The sequence below is a fragment of the Acinetobacter sp. ACIN00229 genome (assembly GCF_016106645.1).
GTDB lineage: Bacteria > Pseudomonadota > Gammaproteobacteria > Pseudomonadales > Moraxellaceae > Acinetobacter > Acinetobacter oleivorans.
Map to the genome: position 1 here is coordinate 253,611 of NZ_JADWOM010000002.1, position 22,352 is coordinate 275,962.

Consider the following 22,352-nt stretch of genomic DNA (forward strand, 5'->3'; position numbering starts at 1 on the left):
TCTCTATCAAAAGCATTACTTTTAGCGCTAAGCTATTATACTTATTCAAGATAGTTTAAATACCTGATTCAGGGAGATATATTATGGTCGAAGTCGAACTAAAGTTTCAGTTACCTGAATCGAAGAAAAAAACTGTCCAGCAATACTTAAAAAAACATAAAGCGAAATATATTCACTTACAGGCCAAGTATTACGATACCCCTGATCGATTACTCGCAAAAAATGGCATGGCCCTACGTTTACGTAAAGAAGATGATCAATGGGTACAAACATTTAAAGCCGCAGGTCAAAGCCACCTGCACCGTGTTGAAGAAGAAATTCATTTAGGTGCTTGTGACCAAGAACCTGACTTAAATCTTGCGTTATATCAAGACAATAAAGTCGTAACTGATTTAATCAATGCGGTTTTAGGAACGCAAGCTGAAAAACTAAGTTTGCAGTTTGAGACCGATGTACAGCGCACCTATCATGTGTTTGAAGCAGATAATACAGCTATTGAAGTTTGTTTAGATGACGGCGTCGTAAAAACTGCAGATACACAAAGTATAATTTGTGAAGTCGAATTTGAACTTAAGCAAGGCGCAGTAAAAACGCTAATTCAATTTGCACAGCAATGGATTAATCGTTATGCCCTTTGGCTTGATGTCAGAAGTAAAGCCGAGCGTGGGAATTTATTAGCACTGGGGCAAGCAGCCTCACCCGCTGTACATGCCAAAGCGCTGACATTAAATAAAGATATTACTGCTGAACAGGCTCTAAAAAAGATTATCGAAAACTGTTTAGGACAATTCTTACCCAATATGGCTGTAATTGCCGATGGAGTTGCCGAACCTGAGCATATTCATCAGGCACGTGTAAGTTTACGTCGTTTACGCAGTGCACTAAAACACTTCTCTGGCTGGTCAAGCGAGCTAAACCCTGTTTGGGAAGAACAAATTGCCGAGCTTTTCCGTAAGCTTGGAGACACTCGTGATGAAGATGCTATCCGTACCGAGGTGTTACCTGTCATTCAACAACATGGCTCACCAGAACTTTTACTACCTGTTTCAGTTCAGCCCTCAAAAGAACTCTCAACAATCTTTACCTCTGCGGACACGATTAAGCTATTACTCGATTTATTAGCATTTGCGTATTCAGAAGAAGATTCAAAGAACAAAACAGGTGGATTAAAAAAACATATTAAAAAGAGTTTAGATAAATTACATCATAAAGTGATTAGCAATGCTGAACACTTCTCTGAGCTTGAAGTTTCTGAACAGCACAAAATACGAAAGACAGCTAAGCAGTTACGTTATTGTGTTGAGTTTATTTCAAGTCTTTATCCTGACAAGAAAGTACAGCAATATTTAAAACATCTACAACCTGTACAAAACACCTTAGGTCAATATAACGACTTATTTATTGCGGAAGGTATTTTCAATAAAGTTGTCGAAAATGACTCATCTTTCTGGTTTGCCTTAGGCTGGGTAAAAGCCAAACAACCGCACCTACAAAAGCGCTCAGCAAAAGCTTTACAAACTTTTAGCCAAGCTGAAACTTTCTGGTAATTTATAAAAAGTCGCTGTAAACAGGCAGCGACTTTTTATCGGTATTTACCAAATACTTTCCACACACCGTTATCTGCTAACGGGTCATTATAGCTATCACTACGTTGCTTTCTTGGCTTATCACGGGCATCGACCAATTTAAAATGTGGTTCTACCCCTAACACAATACCATTGGTATAAAACCGTGAACGGGTATATTCACTTTGTCCATGTTGAAATACATACGTTCTTAAATCGATAAATTCACGGTGAGCAACTAGAGCCGCGGTATCATCGCTCTGCAACCATTCTTGCATTGTAAAAATCTGATCAGTTTCGAACTGCCCGCATTTTTCAATAAGACTTGCCACACCACGGAAAGTTTTCGATTCTTTTGCGCGTGTTTTATTAATCCGAATTCGATCTACATGAAAAAAGAATAGCGGTAAATTTAAATGACTTGGCAAATGAATGGCATCTGGTAATTCATCTTCCATAAATGGCTGAAAAAGTTCTTGTGCCCTTTCAATTAGGTCCTGCCATTGGTGATAATAATTTTCGACTTCTTCTTGCAAGCCATAATAAATTGGCAATCCTTCAACATGTTCTAAATATTGAGGTGGGAAAACATGCTGGCGTAATAAAGCAATATCTGTTTTTAAACTTTGAATAGCAATCGCATCTTGCATATTAGACTCTCCAACCAATACTTAGGCTATTTACAGACTAAGTCAAAGGTTTTGTTTCCGCAAGCGTTTGCCTATAATAAGCAGCTCTATTTTTGCGGGAATAAGTCATGTCTCAAAAGATTAATGCAACAGATATTACTGAAGAAGAAGCGTTAAATGCGGTTTTCTTTGAGCGTGCGGATGAATTCATTAAACAAGCCAATGATTTTTGTCGCCCGCCAAAAGGTGAAAAGCCAGATCCAGCCGAACTGCGTGGTCAAGTAAGCGCAGCAATGTTGTTTGCTAGTGCCCGTTTTAACACGTGGGTAGCAGCAAATAATTTTAAAGATGGCGAAGAAATGCGCGCTGCTAAAGATCAAGTGATGTCTTATCTTGTGCAACAATTTCAAATGATGCTTGAAGATAATTTTGATGAGTACTGTGAACAGTTCGAAAATTATTTACGTTTCCGTAAAAATGAAGATTTTCATGCGCATAAACATGATCATTAAGATGATTTAAACATCCAAATAAAAAGCCACAATTTAGTGGCTTTTTATTTGCGATAAGACTTTATTTTTTTGCTGCCTGACCATATTGATCAGCCATCACCTCAACTAAATGTTCAGGTTTAATATACTTTTTAATTACTGCATTTACGTCTGCAACAGTCAGTTTAGTCAAGTTTTGATCATGTCGAATACGGTCTTGTAATGTTTTATCTGTTTCAAGCTGTAGATTTAACATCCCATGAATATTACGTTCATCTTCTAATGCCGTAACGCGTTTCTTCATGATATCTGCTTTAGCAGCTTCAAGCTCTTGCTCAGTCACACCATTTTTCAACAAGTCATTCAACACTTTATGTATTGATGCAGACACTTGTGCTGAGCGACCAGAAGTATAATTTGCACTAATACTTAAGGCCCCTACATTCGTATCACGGTCAAGTTGCAGCCCACTTCCAAAACCATAGACTAGCGCATTTTTCTCACGAAGCTCTTGAGCCAAACGTGATGAAATTTGAGACTCACCTAAAATATAGTTAAGTAAAATTAATGCAGATGCATCTGGATGGTTTTTCCCAACTGGAATTGAAAGCACACTTTGGTAACTACCAAATTCGCGCTGCTCAGATAAAACATGAACTTGCTGAGCTGGAAAATCAACATGATTAATCAAGATTTTTTGATAAGGCTGTTTACCATTCCAACGACCAAATTCCTGATTAAGTAATTTCTGCATTTTTTTCGCATCAAATTTACCTGTAATAGCAATTTGAGCATGGTTCATTGCAAAGAAACGCTCATACAACTCTTTCACTTGCTCTTGAGTTGCATTTTTCAATTGCTGTTTTGCCAGTTCAGGTTCAAAGTGATAACGCAAATCACCCGGTTGATATTCTTCGAGTAAACGTGAAAGTGTTAAGCCCGCTACTACATCTGGCTCGGTATAAGGACGATCAAGACTTGATAAACTTTGCGATTTAATTAAATCAAATTGAGATTGCTCAAATTTTGGATTTTTCATCACATCAAGAACAAACTCGAAAAACTCATCAAATTTTTCTGATTTAGACTGAATATTAATAGTCATGCCATTGCCGTCAGCACTTGCATAAGCCGCGCCGCCCGCATCAATCGATTTATCGGCAATATCTTGCAAACTGTATTTATCAGAACCACGAAGCAATAAGTATGAAGTTAAATCAACGACCGTACCTTTATTAAATAAAGATTTTTCTGTTCCGAAGTCCATCGTAATCGTTGCATAAGTACGATCATCACGTGTTTCAACTGGGAATAAAGCGTACTTCATTCCATTTTTCAGTTTTCCACGGATAATCTTTTTCTCATTGCTTTCAACATATTGCTTAGAAGTTTTTAAAAACTCCGCGACTTCTTGTTGATACACCTTTGGATCTTTTAAAGGCTCTGCCTTTGCTTCTACCTGATCTAGAGTTTTAGGTGCGTCTTTTGCATTTTGCTGTTGAGCTTTTTTCTGATCTTCAGGTGTTGGTAAAATATCACCGTCAATACGATGCTCTGCAACAAGGAATTGTTTTAAAGTTTGATTCACTTGGTCTAACTTAACGTTTTCTACTGAATCTAAATCTTTAAAATATTGATCCCACTGACCGCCAGCGACAGTGTAATCACTTAAACGTGACCCAAGTGCTACCGCATCTTTAGTAATTAAATCACCTTGAGTTTTCATTAAACTCTTAACACGATTTAATTCAACCTCAGTAAAAGGCTTTCCTTTCTCGATACCCGCTAGCAGAGAGCTTTCAACTTTTTTAGGGTCATTACTTGGTGAATAAATGGCACCCAAAAACACCACATTAAAATCTTGGTCTAACCACGTACTTGCATCAACATTTGTGGTAATGCCTGTTTCAACCATATTCTGGTATAGATGACCACTTGGCTGCATGGTATATAACAAAGGTGCTAAAGCGAGTGTTGGCTGAATTTTGGTATTTTTACCATTCATATAGATATGGAATTTAGCGAGATCGCTCCCCTTTTTTACCACAAACTGACGATTTTTTATTTTTGTAGAGTCGAGCACAGGAATCTGTACAGGCTTAGGAACATCACGCGCCGCAATTGGGCTAAAGTATTGATCAATGGTTTTTAAGACATCTGTCTTATCGAACTTACCTGAAATCACCATGACTGCATTATTAGGCACATACCAGCTACGATAGAACTGATTCAATTCAGGCATTTTAATAGATTTAAGCTCAGGTAAATCACCAATCGGTAAACGACCTAAATATTGGTTACCATAAGCTGACTTCCACATTTGATCCATCAGGACAGCAAAAGGCTGATCCATACGGACTTCACGTTCGCGTTTTACGATTTCAATTTCAGAAGGAACAAATTTTTCTTGGAGAACTAATTTGTCCATACGTTCCGATTCAAGATATAACACTTCATTGAGCGCGGTCTTTTCCGGACGAACGATATTGGTATATTTGGTCGAGTAATAATCGGTGCTGGCGTTGGTCATCAATGTATATTGATCTAGACGACGCTGGAATTCTTCCCCTTTAACATTTTTTGTCCCCTTAAAAGCCAAGTGTTCAAGCAAATGAGCTAAACCGCTTTTACCTTGCGGGTCATTTAATGAACCAGTTAAATAAATGGTATTAATAAAGATTTTATTTTCTTTGTCATTCGGTGCAAGTACAATCCGAAAACCATTATCTAATTTATATTCCTCAATATTTTGCTTGCTTTTTACTAGTGTGGTTTGTGCAAAAGACGCAGCACTTAAACCAAGAATACATAGGGAGAGAGTCAGTTGTTTAAACTGCATAAACATATAAATACCAATTAATTTGAATAATAAAAAATCAATAGTTGTGGGACTATAGTAGGAAATTTAAGCTGACATTAATAGTAAAGATTTGAAAAAAAAGCCGTTTATTTAAACGGCCTTATATTTTAAAGAAAAATTTCAGCTTGCATATAAAGTTTTCCATAGCCTGAAATTTCAATACGCTCTTCAGACAGGATATTGCAATATAAAACGCCTCCACGGCTAGAAGCTTGATAAGCCAATATATTATTTTTGCCCAGTTTTTCTGCCCATAACGGCGCTATTGCAGTATGAACTGAACCTGTAACAGGATCTTCATCAATACCCGCGACAGGTGCAAAATAACGCGATATACAGTCATATTGCTGGTCTGCTTTTGAGGTTATTGCAACCTCCATTCCCGTGGTTGTAATCGCAGTCCGTTTACCGAGGGTTTTGAGCAAGCTCATGTCAGGCCGCTCGTCTAATACATCTTGCACTGACTCATATTCAACAATGTAGGCTTGAACATTTTGATAAACCGCTTTAAAAGGTTTGGTTAATGCTTGACGTAAAACAGCCGGATAATCTTCAATTTGTTGAGCTTTACGAATTGGAAAATTCATTCTGATTTTGCCATCATCATCTTGATGAACGATAAAAAGACCTAAGTTTCGGACATGAAAATTAATGGTCTTTTTTTCCGTAAAATCTTTAAATATTACAAAAGCACTAGCAAGAGTCGCATGCCCACAAAAATCGGCTTCAACTGTTGGCGTAAACCAACGAATTTCATAATTTTCAGCGTCTATGATTTTTACAAAAGCAGTCTCAGATAAATTATTTTCAAGTGCTATCTTTTGCATTAAATCTACATTTAGCCACTCTTTTTCAACAATCACAGCCGCAGGATTGCCACGAAACAACTCTTTTGTAAAAGCATCGACTTGATACATTTTCATGATAGTGCTCTCTTTTGTAATAGGTCCATTTTCGAAAATTATTTAAAAGAAAAACAGATACAGTTTTTTAAAAATTAACATCACAGGGGCAATTTAAGCATGTAAAAAAAACGGCTCATCCAAAGTGGATGAGCCGTTTAATACTAAGTCTTAATGATGTTGAGTTAACTCAATTTCATCTTCACTATTTAATATGTCTTTATCGGTCTGACCCATAAATTGGCTCGTAACTACGCCCGCAGTCATTGAACCATTTACGTTTAATGCAGTACGTCCCATATCAATGAGTGGTTCAATTGAAATAAGAAGTGCAACTAAAGTCACAGGTAAGCCCATAGCAGGAAGAACGATCAATGCTGCAAAAGTCGCACCACCACCTACTCCGGCAACCCCAATTGAACTTAAAGTCACAATACCCACTAACGATGCAATCCACATTGGGTCTAGCGTGTTAATTCCCATGGTTGGCGCAACCATGACTGCCAACATTGCTGGGTATAAACCCGCACAACCATTTTGACCAATGGTCGCACCAAAAGAAGCAGAAAAACTTGCAATAGATTCAGGAATACCTAAACGGCGAGTTTGCGTCTCAATGCTCAGTGGAATACTGGCAGCACTTGAACGGCTGGTAAATGCGAAAGTCAGAACAGGAGCAACTTTTTTGAAGAACTTAACAGGAGAAACACCTGTCAGGGTCAAAATAATGGCATGAACGACAAACATGATGGCTAAACCTAAATAAGATGCCACCAAGAAACCGCCTAGATTTAAGATATCTGCAACATTCGAACTTGCCACAACTTTGGTCATGAGGGCAAAAACACCATACGGTGTAAGGGTCATCACTAAACGAACCAACTTCATTACCCAAGACTGCAACGTCTGAATTGCAGTCAGAATACGCTGGCCTTTCTCTGCATCATCTTTCATTAGGTTAAGCGCTGCTATACCTAAAAAGACAGCAAAAATAACCACACTAATAATTGAAGTTGGGTTTGCACCAGTTAATTCAGCAAATGGATTACTTGGAATAAAGGAAAGAATAAATTGCGGTACACTTAAATCAGTAACTTTGCCTACATAATCTGTATTAATGGCAGTTAAGCGTGCAGTTTCAGCAGCACCTTGCACTAAACCTTTTGCCGTTAAGCCAAATAGGTTAGTAACAAATACACCTACGAGTGCAGCAATCAGCGTTGTAAAGAGTAAAGTGCCAATCGTATAAAAACTGATTTTGCCTAAAGATGAGGCTTGGTGTAATTTTGCAACTGCTCCCAAAATAGACACAAATACCAAAGGCATAACGACCATTTGTAAAAGTTTTACATAGCCGTTTCCAACGATATTAAACCAGCTAATAGATTCAGCAAGAATCGGATGGCCACCGCCATAAATCAAATGTAGTCCTAAACCAAACACTACACCTAGAACTAAGCCAGCCAGAACTTTCTTCGATAAGCTCCAGTCTGTTTTACGTGTTTGGGCGAGTAAAAATATTAACCCGACAAAAACCACAATATTGATGATTAAGGGTATATTCATTCCCAAACTCCAAATTATTGCTTGTGTCATCTTTCAAGGGGGCATATTTGACCATAGCCGGCCTATATAAACTACCCTTTTCAACAATTTTATAGCATCAAGATGATTACAAACTTGCGTGAGAATATAAAATGACTTTTAAATACATATATATCACTTTTAATTTATAAATTAAGTGAGATATTTATGTATAAAAACCAGCCTCTACTTAAGCAACCTTTAATTCAAATTGCTGCTCAATAAAATGAATAAATTGCTTTAAATTGGTCCCCCATGTTTCTGGTAACTGGGCAACTAAATATGTAGTGAAAAAAGCAGATTCTGTATTTAGTCCAAAACAATTAACTGAAACTTTATCTGCAACTTTTGTGAGATATGATTTCGGTAATAAAGCAAAACCAACACCCAACTCTACACAACTCACGATTCCATCAAGACTACCCATTTCCATAATTTGCGAAGGCGGAATACTAAAGTCATTCAAGAAAAGCTCTATGGCATGTCGATATGAACAACCTTGCCGAAATGCAATAAATCTGGTCTTTGCAAGGGTTGCCTTGTCTGGAAAACTCTGTTGTTGCTTAGGGCAAACCAAAACCAGCTCTTCATGCCACACAGGAAAACTATATAACTCAGGAATTGAATGTTTAGATGCCACAAAAGCACAGTCCAATTCCCCCTGATGTACCGCATTTAATAAATAACGGGTTGGATGAGTTTGAAGCTCGATGGGCAAAGTAGGATATTGCTGCATAGATTTATTGAGCAACTGTGGCAAACGTATTGCTGCGGTTGTTTCCATGCTGCCCAAACGAATGGTTTCATTCGGGTCAATATCACCTTCTTGAAAGATCTTTTTAGCTTTGTCATGCAGTGCAATCATTTGAACAGCATAACTATGTAGCTGTTGTCCTGCATTCGTTAAAGTCACAGGGTTATTACGATTGAATAAAATAACCCCTAACTCTTCTTCAAGTTTTTTTATATGGCTCGTGATATTCGATTGAACCGTATACATTTTTTTGGCAGCTAATGAAAAACTTCCACTCTCTACAACCGCTAAAAAAAACTCTAAAGACTTAAGTAACATTTCACTATCTCAAAATAAGATAATTACTATCATATTAAATCATTTTTAATGATTGATAAACTCGCTTTTAATAATAAAAAAATTGAGCGTCTTCTCATGTCTACGTTTTATCGAATGAGCTTAATTGTCTTTTTGGCAACTTGTTTAGGAATTGGTGTTTTTAGATTTTCCTATACCGCACTCATGCCCATCATGATCGAGCAGTACCACTGGACTCATGATTTTGCCAGTTACCTAGGCAGCGCAAATTTATTGGGATATCTCATGGGTGCCTTATTAGCGCTATTGAGTATTAAAGAAAAGTACATTCCACCCATGATCGTACTTTCGACTATAGCTGGCAGCCTCAGCCTACTATGCTGTTCATTCATGGATATGCCTTTGGTGTGGTTCATTTTTTGGCGTACGATTTCAGGTATTGCTGGCGGCTTACTTATGATTTTGGCACCTAGCTTTGCAATGAAATACATTCCCACCACGCAAAGATTAAAAGTTAACTTTTTAGGATTTAGCGGGATTGGTGTAGGGGTTTTATCTGCCACCATTATTATTCCCCTACTTAAAAATATGCCCGTGCATTATGTTTGGGATATTTTTGCAGGTATTTCTTTATTAGGAAGCTTAACTCTTTATCGCTTATTAAGTAGCAATACTGCCCAGATTATTAAACCTCAATCTACTACTTTACAAGCCTCACAAAAATCACGTTTAGGCCTTGTCATTATTATTGCCTATATGTGTAGTGCCTTTGCCTATATTCCACATTCTTTGTTTTGGATGGATTATTTATCTGGAACTCTGCATTTTCCATTGCAGCAAAGGAATTTATTTTGGGTTCTGTATGGAGTAGGAAGCTGCATTGGTGCATTTGTCGCTTATTGCTTAAGCCGAATAATTGGATATATACAAGCCATTAAATGGTTATATGCGATTTACTGCCTAGCCGTTGTTTTGCCTTTCCTTTCACAGACCGCTTCTTTACTCGCCTTGTCTTCACTTCTGACAGGCTTACTCACTCCCGCAACCGTATTTATTAGTTCTTATAGTCTGCTACAGATTTATGAGCAACGTTATCAAAAGCTTTGGAGCCTTGCCACCATTGGGTTTGCTAGCACTCAGCTTTTAGGTGGGGTTGTCATTAGTACTTTACATCATTTGCATTGGTCTTATGCCCATCTCTTTCTTTTGGGTGGAATCGTTCTTCTTTTTGCAGTTTGCCTTTTATTTCCTGTACGCCCTTCTTTCACCTCAACTCTCGGAGAAAACAAATCGTGAAAACTCTGCTCTTTCCTTTATTTCTAGTTGCTTTCGTTCTTGTTATTCAAGCCCTAGACCAGAGTTATCAAAAGAAAACTGGTTTTATTAAGTCTCCGAAGCATCCAGAATTTATGCAATAAAAAAAGCCCTCAACCGAGGGCTTTTTTTATAGAAGATTACTCTCCCATATGTTTTATAATCGCATCACCAAATTCAGAACAACGTAATAAGGTTGCACCTGGCATTAGGCGTTCAAAATCGTAAGTTACGGTTTTAGCTGCAATCGCTCCAGCAATTCCTTTAATGATCAGGTCTGCAGCTTCTGTCCAGCCCATATCACGTAGCATCATTTCTGCGGAAAGAATAATAGAACCCGGGTTTACTTTATCCTGACCTGCATATTTAGGCGCAGTACCATGAGTTGCTTCATAAACTGCAATTGCACCTCCAATATTTGCACCTGGTGCAATACCAATGCCGCCTACTTCAGCTGCCAAAGCATCAGAAATATAATCACCATTTAAATTTAGAGTAGCAATAACGGAATAATCTGCTGGACGCATTAAAATTTGCTGTAAGAACGCATCTGCAATGACATCTTTAATAATGATGTCTTTACCAGTTCTAGGATTTTTAATTTTAACCCATGGACCACCATCAATTAGTTCTCCACCGAAACGATCTAGAGCCAGTTCATAGCCCCACTCTTTAAATGCCCCTTCGGTGTATTTCATGATATTTCCCTTGTGAACAAGGGTCACAGAAGGCTTGTCATTTTCAATTGCAAACTGAATGGCTTTACGGACTAAACGCTGTGAACCTTCTTTCGATACAGGTTTAATTCCAATCCCACATCCTTCAGGGAAACGGATTTTTGTGACACCCATTTCTTCTTGAAGAAACCTAATCACTTTTTTAGCTTCTTCAGAATCGGCTTTCCATTCAATACCTGCATAGATATCTTCCGAGTTCTCACGGAAAATCACCATATCCGTTAATTCTGGGTGCTGAACAGGTGAAGGAACGCCTTTAAACCAACGTACTGGACGTACGCAAACATATAGATCTAATTCTTGGCGTAAGGCAACGTTGAGTGAACGAATGCCTCCACCCACCGGAGTCGTTAACGGACCTTTGATAGATACAACGAACTCACGGAGTGCTTCAAAAGTTTCTTCTGGCATGTAGTTGCCATAAATTTTATTGGCTTTTTCACCGCAATACACTTCCATCCATTCGATTGAGCGCTTGCCACCGTAAGCTTTTAAAATAGCAGCATCTACAACTGTTTTCATAGTTGGCGTAATATCCACACCAATACCATCACCTTCAATGAAAGGAATAATTGGATGGTTTGGTACGTTCAGTGACAGGTCTGCATTTACTTTAATTTTGTCGCCGTCAGCAGGAACTACGATCTTCTGATAACCCATTGTGTAAATTCTCCCTTTTATAATACTTAATTAACTAAAAATAATTATCGATAAACAATACTTTCAACTTTTATTAACGCATAATAGCTTAATCGAATTTAATTCTTTTTGAGATTTATGTGGGAAATAAGCAAATTTCACACTTAAATATAGCTCAATGTTTTCTCTAGTTATTTGAAAGAAGAAGCCATTTTTTATGAAAATTGTCATTCTCAACAAACCTTATGACGTTCTCTCCCAGTTTCGTAAAGACGAAGCGCATATGACCGTCTCAGACTTTGTTGATGACCCGACTTTGCGCTTGGCAGGCCGTCTTGATATGGACTCTGAGGGTTTAGTCTTTTTAACCGATCATGGTGGTCTGAATCAGTTCATTACCAATCCTGCAAATAAAAAATACAAAACGTATTTAGTTCAAGTTGATGGCGATGTAACCGAAGAAGCCCTTGAGCAGCTTCGTAAAGGTGTAGAACTTAATGATGGTATGACACTTCCAGCTACTGCCATTAAAGTAAGTGAACCTGAGTGGTTATGGGAACGTAACCCACCTGTACGTTATCGTGCCAACATTCCAACGTCTTGGGTCGAAATTTCAATTTGCGAAGGCCGTAACCGTCAAGTTCGTCGTATGACTTCTGCGGTAGGTTTTCCAACTTTACGTCTCATTCGTACTAAAATTGGTTCAATTGATTTAGTCCAATTAGGATTACAACCGGGCGACATCAAAGAAATCGAACCCCTACTCTACCCAGACTTTAAAGATGTTCCTTCGGAAGAGCCTTATCGTTCACGTTCATATGTGAAAAAACCAGGTGGTACTGGCGGTAAACCGATGGTTCGTAAAAACAAAGATGGTTCTGCGAAAAAGTCTGGTACAAAACGTATTTGGCAAATGGATGAAAGTGAAAAGCCACGTCGTAAGACTAATGGTACAACTCGTCCAAATACAAAAGCACCACGTGGTCGCGGACGTAATAGTCGTTAAGATCTAAATTTTCAAAGCTCACTTCGGTGGGCTTTTTTAATGCCATTTATTTTTATAAAAATAAAAAAAGCCGGTGTTTATACACCGGCTTTTGAGCTATTCACTAAAGAGTTAGTAATTAAGCACTAACAGTTGCAAGAGCTGCATTAAATGTAGCACTTGGACGCATTACAGCATCTACTTTTGCTTTATCAATTGCATAGTAACCACCGATGTCAGCTGGCTTACCTTGTACTTGAGCAAGTTCAGCAACAATCTTCGGCTCTTCTTCAGCTAATGTTTTTGCAAGTGAAGCAAATTTAGCTTTTAACTCAGCATCTTCGTTCTGTGCAGCAAGTGCTTCTGCCCAGTAAAGTGACAAGTAGAAATGGCTACCACGGTTGTCAATCTCACCTGTACGGCGTGATGGAGACTTACCATTATCAAGTAACTTGTCAGTTGCTTCATCAAGAGTCTTCGCAAGTAACTTAGCACGAGCATTATTTTCTTTAATGCCCATTTCTTCTAAAGAAGCTGCTAGAGCAAGGAACTCACCAAGCGAATCCCAACGTAAGTGGTTTTCTTCAACAAGCTGTTGTACGTGTTTTGGCGCTGAACCACCCGCACCAGTCTCGTACATACCACCACCCGCCATAAGCGGAACGATAGATAACATTTTCGCAGAAGTACCAAGTTCCATAATTGGGAACAAGTCAGTTAAGTAGTCACGTAAGATGTTACCAGTCACAGAAATAGTATCTAGACCACGTACTACACGCTCAAGTGTGTAACGCATTGCACGAACTTGAGACATAATCTGGATATCAAGACCAGTCGTGTCATGATCTTTTAAATACGTTTGTACTTTTTTGATCAATTCATTTTCGTGTGGACGGTACGGGTCAAGCCAGAAGATCGCAGGCATGCCTGAGTTACGTGCACGAGTTACTGCAAGTTTTACCCAGTCACGAATCGGAGCGTCTTTAACCTGACACATACGCCAGATATCGCCTTCTTCAACATTTTGAGTCAATAACACTTCACCAGTGTCAAGATCGGTAATGTTTGCAATACCAGCTTCTGAAATTTCAAAAGTCTTATCGTGAGAACCGTATTCTTCAGCTTTTTGAGCCATCAAGCCAACGTTCGGTACAGTACCCATAGTCTTCGGATCGAAGTTACCATGCCACTTACAGAAGTTGATCATTTCTTGGTAAATACGAGCAAATGTTGATTCTGGCATAACAGCTTTAGCATCATATTGCTTACCATCAGCACCCCACATTTTACCACCCGCACGGATCATTGCTGGCATAGAAGCATCAACGATAATGTCGTTTGGTGAATGGAAGTTTGTGATGCCTTTTGCTGAGTCAACCATTGCAAGTGCAGGACGGTGTTCTTGACAAGCATGTAAGTCTTCAATGATTTCTTCACGTAATGAAGTAGGAAGAGTTTCGATTTTTTCGTATAACCCAGCCATACCGTTATTAACGTTAATACCTAATTCGTCAAATAACTTACCGTGTTTTTCGAAAGCTTCTTTGTAGTAAATTTTCACACAGTGACCGAAAACGATCGGGTGTGAAACTTTCATCATTGTCGCTTTTACGTGTAGAGAGAATAAAATTCCCGCTTCTTTACAATCATCAAGTTCTTTTTCATAGAAATCACAAAGTGCTTTCTTGCTCATGAACATTGAGTCAATGATTTCGCCTTCTTGAAGCGCAACTTTTGGCTTAAGAACAATGCTCTTACCACTGGTCGTGATAAGTTCCATTTTCACATTACGTGCGCGATCAAGTGTCATTGATTTTTCACCATGGTAGAAGTCACCTTCTTCCATATGTGAAACGTGAGTTTGTGACCACTGTTTCCACTCGCTCATTGAATGAGGGTGTTTTTTCGCATAGTTTTTAACTGCTGCTGGAGCACGGCGGTCAGAGTTACCTTCACGAAGGACAGGGTTTACTGCTGAACCAAGGCACTTACCATAACGAGCTTTGATTGATTTTTCTTCTTCGGTTGCAGGATTTTCCGGATAATCAGGAATTGCATAACCTTTTGATTGAAGCTCTTTGATACATGCAGTTAATTGCGCAACAGACGCACTAATGTTCGGGAGTTTGATAATGTTAGTATCTGGATCTTGTGTAAGACGACCAAGCTCTGCAAGGTTGTCGGATACCTTTTGCTCTTCACTTAGGTAATCAGCGAATTCTGCGAGCACACGTGCAGCTACAGAGATGTCACTTTTAATAATCTCGATGCCAGCTGGCTTAGTAAAGGTCTCAATGATCGGCAGTAGCGAATAGGTCGCCAATAGTGGCGCCTCGTCAGTCAGTGTGTAAATAATAGTTGACTTTTCACCAGCCATATATAGCCCCTTCCGTTTGATTGAGTGTTGAGGACCGAGCTTTTGGCCCAGTGCCTACGAACCGATATGCTTAAATAAAACCCTGAGAGTATCGGCTCTCATTGCCTTCCAGTCAACGAAATATCCAGTGATAACGACATTTCGTAGCGAAATAATACATAATTCAAATATATAGATAATTTTCTGATATCTAAGTCATTGTAATACGCACATTCAGATCACTTTTCAGGCATTAAACATCATTAAATTACATGAGATATCTTTCAGTGTTCTGACAATTATTATACTTTTCATTCAAAATAAACTCAAAGGTAAAACGGATTTCACCATTTGGATGTACTTAAAAATAAAAACCGATGTGCAAAACATCGGTTTTTTATAAACTATTTAGCTTTAATCTAAGCTTTTAACCATTTTTCAGTTTTAGCTTGATCTTCAACGATGAGTTCAACTTCGGTTAATTCAGATGTAGCGCAATCGACTTCAAAAGATATTAACTCATCACGACGGAAAGCAAAGACTCTATAAGTACCACCCTGCTTTGCATACTTCTCAATAAGCTTAGTGGATGCTTTTAAACCATCAATTGCAATAATCACATCATTGGCAGAAATACCTGCTTTCGCTGCTGCACTATCACGGCGAGCACTTTGCACAAGCACACCTTCTGGCTTATCGACAAGTTTTAAACCTAATGGCAAAGATTTGTCAGTTTTAACTCTATAGCTTAAGCCAAACTCAGGAAACAATTGATCAAGCGGTAATTCATCAGTCGTGTTAATCAAATGATTAATTTGTTCAATCCAATTATCACCCGTCAGTTCTTTACATAAATCAAAAATGGTTCTTTCGTTTACTTGCATACCATTTTGAGTATTTTCATATAATCGACGCATTAAAGCATCAAGACTAGAACCACGTAGACGTAAACCTAAATCTAGGCACAACGCAACTAAAGCACCCTTATTGTAGTAACTCGTACCCGCGTTATTCGAGTTTTCATCTTGACGATAAAATTTAATCCACGCATCAAAACTTGATTCGGCCACTGTTTGAACAAAACGGCCTGGATTTTGTAAATAGCGATCAATTTGTGCTTTGAGTAAATCAAGATAAGACTTCTGAGAAATTACGCCACTACGCAATAAAATCAGGTCATCATAATATGAAGTAAAACCTTCAAATATCCAAAGTAAAGAGGTGTAGCCTTCTTGGTGCAAATTATAATTTGCAAAGTTTTCTGGGCGAATGAACTTTACTAACCATGAATGAAAATATTCGTGACTACATAAGCCTAAAAAGCGTTGATAGTCTTTAGAAGGTTCAGTTGGTTCATTCGATTTTGGCAAATCGTCACGCGGTGTAATCAAACTTGTACTATTACAATGTTCTAATCCACCATAACTATTCCCTGTTGCCATCGTCATAAAGGTATAGTTTTTAAATGGCGCTGAACCGAACATATTTATTTCGGCTGCACAAATCTTTTCAATGTCGGCTTTTAAGCGATCAACATTGGCATTATGTGGGCCAGAAATTACAAACTCATGTTCAATGTCATGTGTTTCAAAACTAAAACGTGTTTGATCAGCCAATTCAAACGGGCTATCAATCAATTGATCATAATGATCAGCTTTTAAAGTAAAGCGACCTTTAACTAGACTTTTTGAAGCCAAACCTGTTGCTAACTGAAAATGCTTTAATTCATCTGGCAAGAACACTTCGACTTCACAAGCAGATTGTTCTTGGCCTTCTAAAGCTAAACATACACATGCTGGATTGATATATAAGCGGGTCTGATCGACATATGCACCACGTACAGACAAATCATATGCATATACATCATATTCAATCGTCATTAACTCATGATCGGTATTAAATAAACGCCAACGATTCTTGCTCGTTTTTTTAATATCCAACAGACGTCCAGCTTCATCATAAGCTTTAACGGCTTCAATATGTTTTGAGAACTCTCGAATTAGATAACTACCCGGAATCCACGTTGGCAGCCAAAGTTCCTGATTCGGATTGGCTAAAAAACGAATTGTCACGTGAACAAGGTGTTGTTTGTAATCATCGAACTCAATTTGATAATGCAACATAAATTCTTCAATTTAAAAATAAGAACGGCTTCGCATTAGATTATCACTTTTTTGTATCCTCTTGCGTACATGTATTTTTTGGCAACAATTTCCACTAGCCTTCCATTAAAAAAAGGCATAGCATGCTGTGCATCTGTGTCCCGTATTTGCCAGTAAAAGTTAAGGTCATCCGTGAAATTTTTTCTATCTCTTTTTACCCTATTCAGTCTTTTCTGCACCACTCTAACCAATGCTGCGCTACTCAATATTGCACCTGAAAGTGTTGAAGCCGCTGCATGGACTATTGTAGATACTCAATCGGGTCAAATCATTGCCGAGCATAATAGCCACGTGCAACGCGCGCCAGCATCTTTAACCAAAATGATGGTTGCCTATATTGCTTTAAAAGAGATTAAAGCCGGAAAGCTGAAAAAAGAAGAAATCATTACTGCAACACCAGTGGTTGGTGTCGTGCAGTGGGATGAATCACAAATGTATCTTAAAGCTGGTGAACAAATTTCTGTTGATCAATTATTGGCAGGTTTAATTGTTATGTCTGCGAATGATGCAGCCGTGACCTTAGCTGAAAAAATTTCTGGTGATGTTCCCCATTTTGTACAACGTATGAATCAGGAAGCTCAGGCTTTGGGTATGAAAGATACCCATTTTAGTAACCCACCTGGAATTACGATGCCGGATCATTACACTACGGCACATGATTTAAGCTTATTAGGTCAGGCCGTAATTAAAGAAACGCCTGAATATTTGCATTATTCAAAAATGCCAAGCTTTAGCTTCAATCAACGTTTTCACCATGCGACTAACCTTGCTTTGAAATATGACCCATCTGTTGATGGACTAAAAACTGGCTACACTAAAGCAGCAGGTTATAATTTGGCATTAACTGCTTCACGTCCTTCATTTTCATCAGACTTAGCTCAAAGACGTTTATTGGTCATTGTTTTAGGCACACCGAGTGCAGTAAAACGTGCTGAGATTGCAGATAAATTAATGAATCTTGCTTATACCTATACACGTGATGAAGTTATTATTCCTGAGCAAAAATTAATTGCCGAGCTGCCTGTTGTAAAGTCGACTTTAAAAATGTTCAAGGTAGCGACAAAACAACCTACGATTGTAACGACTTCGTTATATGCTGATCCAGCACCAATTGACCTAAATAATTTTGATAATATCACTCAGCGCGTTCAAGTAATTGATAGCAACCTTCAGCCAAAGGTTATTGCTCCGCTCGAAACGACTCAAACAAGTGTAAACATTGAACTCAATGAAAAACAATTAACTGCACCGTTAATGAAAGTCATGAGTTTGGCAACAGTATCGATTTATCAAAATAATCAACTGATCCGTAGTCTTCAAATCGAAGATAATGTACATATTGAAGAAGCTAATATTTTCCAAAAAATTGCAATGTGGTTTTCTAGCCTCTTCTCTATTTTTTCATCAAGTGAACATAGTGCTGCAAAACTCTACCCTGTAGATTCGCACTAAAAACATCAAATTGTGCACAGACGCACAATAAATTTTATAAATAAAAGATGGCATAATTTAGCCATCTTTTTTTATAGAAAAATAATTAGGTGAAAAAAATGGCCCAAAATTTACATCATATTGTAATTGTTGGTGGTGGTGCTGGTGGCTTAGAACTGGCAACACAACTCGGTGAAACTTTTGGGAAAAATCGTAAAGCAAAGATTACATTGGTTGATCAAAACCTCACCCATATTTGGAAACCACTGCTTCACGAAATCGCTGCTGGCTCTTTAAATCCACACGAAGAACAAACTAACTATTTTGCACACTCAGAAAAACATCATTATGAATTTGTGCTCGGAACATTAATTGGGGTCAATAAAGATAAAAAGTTAATTGAACTAATGCCCCCTCAAGTGTCTAAGGATCAACAGAATCATCCGCAAGAGCTCAGTTATGACACACTTATTTTAGCGCTTGGGTCAGTATCAAATGACTTTAATACCACGGGTGTACGTGAAAACTGCCATTTCCTCGATAGCAGAAAACAAGCCGATGTTTTCCAGCAAGATTTATTACATCTTTATATTGAAGCTCAAAATCAACCTAATCAGCGAACTTTAAATATCGGAATCGTTGGTGCGGGAGCAACAGGTGTAGAACTTGCAGCCGAGTTAATTGAAACAACCAAAAACTTTTATCGATATGGCTTAAAGAAGATTCACCCCAACCAAGTCAAAATTACACTCATTGAAGCCTCTGAGCGCATTTTACCTGCTCTGACGGATAAAACTGCTGAACACAGTGCCGAGCAACTCAGAAAAATGGGCGTTGAAATGTTAACTCAACACCGCGTTGAAAAAATTGATAAGCATTGCATCTACTTTAGTAATGGCAACCAACTCAAAAGTGATATTACCGTTTGGGCAGCAGGCGTAAAAGCACCTAAGGTATTAGAAAGTTTTACAGACTTTAAACGAGATAACATTAACCGTTTAATGGTCTATGCAACGTTGCAAACCTATTCTGATCCAAATGTATTTGCGTTTGGTGATTGTGCCCATTGCCAACTTGATGCACGAAACCCTCCTCTTGGACCACGTGCTCAAGTTGCCAGCCAACAAGCAAGCTTTTTAGTTGATGCTATGGCTGCCAGACTTAACGGCCGTTCACAGCCAATGTTCACGTTTAACGACAAAGGTTCCCTCGTGTCTTTAAGTCGTAATAAAGCCGTTGGAGAATTACTTGGCGATGTCAGCGTGCAAGGTTATATTGCAAAAACCATGTACGTATCTTTGTATCGTTTACATCAAGCAACGATTCATGGATACACTCAAGCTGGACTACTCACAATGAAAGATTTACTTACAAGACGTGTACGTCCAAAAATTAAGCTGTATTAAGTTGAATTTTTTAAGTTCGTCCCTATTTATATAAAAACGCATTAGAAAAAGTGCCAAAGATTAAGATTTTGTAGTCTACAAAATTTATTTTTCACTTTATGATGTACGCTTTAATTGATTGAATGGATCAAAAACATGACTGCTATTGCAAATAACCACGTGGTTTCATTCCACTACAAATTAACAAACGCTGAGGGTGAAACACTTGATCAATCTCAAGGCGAACCACTTGCCTATTTGCACGGTGCAGGCAATATCATTCCTGGTCTTGAAAATGCATTAGAAGGTAAAACTGTTGGTGACAAATTTACTGTTAATGTACCAGCAGCTGAAGGTTATGGCGAATACAACCCAGACCTAGTACAAGAAGTTCCAGCTCAAATGTTCCAAGGTGTTGAAAACATTCAACCTGGTATGCAATTCCAAGCTCAAACAGATGACGGCGTTCAGATCGTAACTGTTAAAGCTGTTGAAGGCGACAACGTTGTTGTAGATGCTAACTTCCCACTTGCTGGTCAAGATTTAACTTTTGAAGTTGAAATCGTAGAAATCCGTGAAGCTTCTGAAGAAGAATTAGATCACGGTCACGTACACGGTGCAGGTGGTCACCACCACTAATTCATCTTTAGATGAAGATAAAAGCAAAGCTTCGGCTTTGCTTTTTTTATGTATTTATTTTTATATAATATCTTGATAATAAACCTCTAACTCACTCAACTTTATAAGGGTATCTTTCATGTCAAACGTAAATCAGCTGATTTGGTTTCGTCAGGATTTGAGAGTTCGAGACCATGCTGCTTTATGGCATGCTTGCCAGCAAGGGCCTACGATTGGGTTAATTATCTTGTCGCCTGAACAATGGAAAATACATCACGATGCACCTATAAAAATTAATTTCTATTTACGTCAGCTTCAACAACTTAAAAAAGAATTAGAGAAGCTTAATATCCCACTGATCATTCAAGTGATTCCCTACTGGAAAGATATTGCAGATTATATTTGCGAACTCACACATCAACTTCATATCGAAAATGTTTACTCAAATATAGAAGTAGGCGTGAATGAGTTGAAAAGAGATAAAACTGTACAGCAGGCTTTAAATCAACAAGTTAAAGAACTTTTTCTATTTCATGACCGTACGATTTTTCCTTTACGTTCCATTCGCAACCAGTCAGAGCAACCCTATCAAGTTTTCGGTGCATTTAAAAAAGCATGTTATTCAAAACTAGATATCAGCGGTTTGCCTCAGTGCTATCCAATTCCTGAAAAGCAAAAAGCCAAACCAGAGCCTGATTCAAATATAAAAAGTTTAAGTCTAGAAGATATAGAAACTTTTTTTGACTCATCTATTTCTAAAGACCAACAAAACTTATGGTCGACTGGAGAAGATTTTGCCCTTGAGCAGCTCGACATATTTATTGAAGATCATTTATCTGATTATAAATTAGAACGTGACTTTCCAAATGTAAAAGGAACTAGCCAACTTTCCCCCTATTTAAATCTTGGAATTTTGTCTATTCGTCAATGTTTACAAGCCCTTTTCCGAACTAAACATGGCAACTTCCATCTTGCAAACGAAGGTCAGCAGACTTGGTTAGATGAACTGCTTTGGAGAGAGTTTTATCAGCATATTTTATTTGATTTTCCACATGTGTCTAAACACATTCCGTTTAAAAAAGATACTCAGAAAATTAAATGGAATCATAATCCAGAGCACCTAACCGCATGGCAAACTGGCCAAACAGGTATACCGATTATTGATGCGGGCATGCGTCAACTACTAAAAACAGGCTGGATGCATAATCGAGTCCGTATGATTACCGCTATGTTTTTATGTAAAAACCTACTCATCGATTGGCGAATCGGTGAACAATGGTTTATGGAACACTTAATTGATGGTGATTTAGCAGCGAATAATGGTGGTTGGCAATGGTGTGCATCAACTGGAACTGATGCTGTACCCTATTTCCGAATTTTTAACCCTATTGCTCAGTCTAAGAAATTTGATCCAAACGGAGACTATATTCGTCAATGGGTGGATGAATTAGCTCATCTAGACAATAAAGTGATTCATGAACCCTACTCAAGTAAAACTCCGCTTCAGTTGAATTATCCAAAGCCAATTGTTGATTTGAAAGAAACTCGCCTGAAAGCAATTGAAACATACAAGAGTATTTAGATAAGAATTACGTCTTATCTGTTTATTTTTGATTAAAAAATAATAACAATATTTGACTAAA

At 38.1% G+C, this 22,352-nt stretch carries 17 protein-coding genes; 9 read left to right on the top strand and 8 right to left on the bottom strand.

Annotated features, from left to right (window positions below; all coding sequences use genetic code 11):
- Nucleotides 1-83 precede the first annotated feature (83 nt).
- Nucleotides 84-1,547, top strand: a complete 1,464-nt coding sequence (locus I7H67_RS02595; RefSeq protein ID WP_198306995.1) for a CYTH and CHAD domain-containing protein — start codon at nt 84-86, stop codon at nt 1,545-1,547.
- Nucleotides 1,548-1,582: 35 nt separating this feature from the next.
- On the opposite strand, the gene I7H67_RS02600 is transcribed toward I7H67_RS02595, so the two are convergent.
- Nucleotides 1,583-2,215, bottom strand: a complete 633-nt coding sequence (locus tag I7H67_RS02600) for a hypothetical protein (protein ID WP_005307359.1) — start codon at nt 2,213-2,215, stop codon at nt 1,583-1,585.
- A 107-nt stretch (nt 2,216-2,322) separates the two neighbouring features.
- Between I7H67_RS02600 and I7H67_RS02605 the strand changes: the two genes are divergently transcribed.
- Nucleotides 2,323-2,706: a DUF3144 domain-containing protein gene (locus tag I7H67_RS02605; protein WP_004790823.1), complete on the top strand. Its 384-nt coding sequence runs from the start codon at nt 2,323-2,325 to the stop codon at nt 2,704-2,706.
- A gap of 61 nt (nt 2,707-2,767) precedes the next feature.
- Here I7H67_RS02605 and I7H67_RS02610 read toward each other — a convergent pair whose 3' ends face one another.
- The 4 genes from I7H67_RS02610 to I7H67_RS02625 form a co-directional block, all read right to left on the bottom strand.
- Nucleotides 2,768-5,530, bottom strand: coding sequence for a M16 family metallopeptidase (locus tag I7H67_RS02610; protein WP_198306996.1), 2,763 nt, complete (start codon nt 5,528-5,530; stop codon nt 2,768-2,770).
- A gap of 122 nt (nt 5,531-5,652) precedes the next feature.
- The gene (locus I7H67_RS02615; RefSeq protein WP_198306997.1) at nt 5,653-6,468 is read right to left on the bottom strand and encodes a PhzF family phenazine biosynthesis protein; all 816 of its coding nucleotides are present in this window, start codon (nt 6,466-6,468) and stop codon (nt 5,653-5,655) included.
- 150 nt (nt 6,469-6,618) lie between these two features.
- Nucleotides 6,619-8,013, bottom strand: coding sequence for an L-cystine transporter (locus I7H67_RS02620; RefSeq protein ID WP_005307367.1), 1,395 nt, complete (start codon nt 8,011-8,013; stop codon nt 6,619-6,621).
- Between the two features lie 208 nt (nt 8,014-8,221).
- Nucleotides 8,222-9,103, bottom strand: a complete 882-nt coding sequence (locus I7H67_RS02625) for a LysR family transcriptional regulator (protein WP_198306998.1) — start codon at nt 9,101-9,103, stop codon at nt 8,222-8,224.
- 96 nt (nt 9,104-9,199) lie between these two features.
- Between I7H67_RS02625 and I7H67_RS02630 the strand changes: the two genes are divergently transcribed.
- Together I7H67_RS02630 and I7H67_RS02635 are read left to right on the top strand one after the other, a co-directional pair.
- The gene (locus I7H67_RS02630) at nt 9,200-10,378 is read left to right on the top strand and encodes a YbfB/YjiJ family MFS transporter (protein WP_227602513.1); all 1,179 of its coding nucleotides are present in this window, start codon (nt 9,200-9,202) and stop codon (nt 10,376-10,378) included.
- On the top strand, nt 10,375-10,500 hold the full coding sequence (locus I7H67_RS02635; protein WP_080749844.1) for a hypothetical protein: 126 nt from the start codon (nt 10,375-10,377) through the stop codon (nt 10,498-10,500). Before I7H67_RS02630 ends, I7H67_RS02635 begins: the two co-directional genes overlap by 4 nt.
- Before the next feature lie 36 nt (nt 10,501-10,536).
- On the opposite strand, the gene icd is transcribed toward I7H67_RS02635, so the two are convergent.
- On the bottom strand, nt 10,537-11,793 hold the full coding sequence (gene icd / locus I7H67_RS02640; protein ID WP_198307000.1) for an NADP-dependent isocitrate dehydrogenase: 1,257 nt from the start codon (nt 11,791-11,793) through the stop codon (nt 10,537-10,539).
- Nucleotides 11,794-11,989: 196 nt separating this feature from the next.
- Between icd and I7H67_RS02645 the strand changes: the two genes are divergently transcribed.
- Complete coding sequence (locus tag I7H67_RS02645; protein ID WP_198307001.1) at nt 11,990-12,778, top strand: rRNA large subunit pseudouridine synthase E; 789 nt, start codon at nt 11,990-11,992, stop codon at nt 12,776-12,778.
- 118 nt (nt 12,779-12,896) lie between these two features.
- Here I7H67_RS02645 and I7H67_RS02650 read toward each other — a convergent pair whose 3' ends face one another.
- Both I7H67_RS02650 and I7H67_RS02655 read right to left on the bottom strand, forming a co-directional pair.
- Complete coding sequence (locus tag I7H67_RS02650) at nt 12,897-15,134, bottom strand: NADP-dependent isocitrate dehydrogenase (protein ID WP_198307002.1); 2,238 nt, start codon at nt 15,132-15,134, stop codon at nt 12,897-12,899.
- A 398-nt stretch (nt 15,135-15,532) separates the two neighbouring features.
- A complete protein-coding gene (locus I7H67_RS02655; protein WP_198307003.1) occupies nt 15,533-17,236 on the bottom strand; it encodes a M61 family metallopeptidase in 1,704 nt (567 codons plus the stop codon).
- 171 nt (nt 17,237-17,407) lie between these two features.
- Here I7H67_RS02655 and I7H67_RS02660 point away from each other — a divergent pair, with 171 nt between their 5' ends.
- From I7H67_RS02660 to I7H67_RS02675, 4 genes are all read left to right on the top strand, one after another.
- Nucleotides 17,408-18,727, top strand: coding sequence for a D-alanyl-D-alanine carboxypeptidase PBP6B (locus tag I7H67_RS02660; protein ID WP_198307004.1), 1,320 nt, complete (start codon nt 17,408-17,410; stop codon nt 18,725-18,727).
- Nucleotides 18,728-18,825: 98 nt separating this feature from the next.
- Nucleotides 18,826-20,112 carry an NAD(P)/FAD-dependent oxidoreductase gene (locus I7H67_RS02665; protein ID WP_198307005.1) on the top strand — a complete coding sequence of 429 codons (1,287 nt, stop codon included), beginning with the start codon at nt 18,826-18,828 and terminating at the stop codon, nt 20,110-20,112.
- 135 nt (nt 20,113-20,247) lie between these two features.
- Nucleotides 20,248-20,730 carry a peptidylprolyl isomerase gene (slyD, locus tag I7H67_RS02670; protein ID WP_005307390.1) on the top strand — a complete coding sequence of 161 codons (483 nt, stop codon included), beginning with the start codon at nt 20,248-20,250 and terminating at the stop codon, nt 20,728-20,730.
- Between the two features lie 118 nt (nt 20,731-20,848).
- Nucleotides 20,849-22,291 carry a cryptochrome/photolyase family protein gene (locus I7H67_RS02675; protein WP_198307006.1) on the top strand — a complete coding sequence of 481 codons (1,443 nt, stop codon included), beginning with the start codon at nt 20,849-20,851 and terminating at the stop codon, nt 22,289-22,291.
- The last annotated feature ends 61 nt before the right edge of the window (nt 22,292-22,352 follow it).

What these genes read in the sequence shown, in the direction of transcription:
- I7H67_RS02610 (WP_198306996.1), bottom strand. Translation starts at nt 5,530, where the DNA reads ATGTTTATGCAGTTTAAACAACTGACTCTCTCCCTATGTATTCTTGGT.
- I7H67_RS02595 (WP_198306995.1), top strand. Translation starts at nt 84, where the DNA reads ATGGTCGAAGTCGAACTAAAGTTTCAGTTACCTGAATCGAAGAAAAAA.
- I7H67_RS02600 (WP_005307359.1), bottom strand. Translation starts at nt 2,215, where the DNA reads ATGCAAGATGCGATTGCTATTCAAAGTTTAAAAACAGATATTGCTTTA.
- I7H67_RS02605 (WP_004790823.1), top strand. Translation starts at nt 2,323, where the DNA reads ATGTCTCAAAAGATTAATGCAACAGATATTACTGAAGAAGAAGCGTTA.
- I7H67_RS02675 (WP_198307006.1), top strand. Translation starts at nt 20,849, where the DNA reads ATGTCAAACGTAAATCAGCTGATTTGGTTTCGTCAGGATTTGAGAGTT.
- I7H67_RS02625 (WP_198306998.1), bottom strand. Translation starts at nt 9,103, where the DNA reads ATGTTACTTAAGTCTTTAGAGTTTTTTTTAGCGGTTGTAGAGAGTGGA.
- I7H67_RS02650 (WP_198307002.1), bottom strand. Translation starts at nt 15,134, where the DNA reads ATGGCTGGTGAAAAGTCAACTATTATTTACACACTGACTGACGAGGCG.
- I7H67_RS02665 (WP_198307005.1), top strand. Translation starts at nt 18,826, where the DNA reads ATGGCCCAAAATTTACATCATATTGTAATTGTTGGTGGTGGTGCTGGT.
- I7H67_RS02645 (WP_198307001.1), top strand. Translation starts at nt 11,990, where the DNA reads ATGAAAATTGTCATTCTCAACAAACCTTATGACGTTCTCTCCCAGTTT.
- I7H67_RS02620 (WP_005307367.1), bottom strand. Translation starts at nt 8,013, where the DNA reads ATGAATATACCCTTAATCATCAATATTGTGGTTTTTGTCGGGTTAATA.
- icd (WP_198307000.1), bottom strand. Translation starts at nt 11,793, where the DNA reads ATGGGTTATCAGAAGATCGTAGTTCCTGCTGACGGCGACAAAATTAAA.
- I7H67_RS02655 (WP_198307003.1), bottom strand. Translation starts at nt 17,236, where the DNA reads ATGTTGCATTATCAAATTGAGTTCGATGATTACAAACAACACCTTGTT.
- I7H67_RS02615 (WP_198306997.1), bottom strand. Translation starts at nt 6,468, where the DNA reads ATGAAAATGTATCAAGTCGATGCTTTTACAAAAGAGTTGTTTCGTGGC.
- slyD (WP_005307390.1), top strand. Translation starts at nt 20,248, where the DNA reads ATGACTGCTATTGCAAATAACCACGTGGTTTCATTCCACTACAAATTA.
- I7H67_RS02630 (WP_227602513.1), top strand. Translation starts at nt 9,200, where the DNA reads ATGTCTACGTTTTATCGAATGAGCTTAATTGTCTTTTTGGCAACTTGT.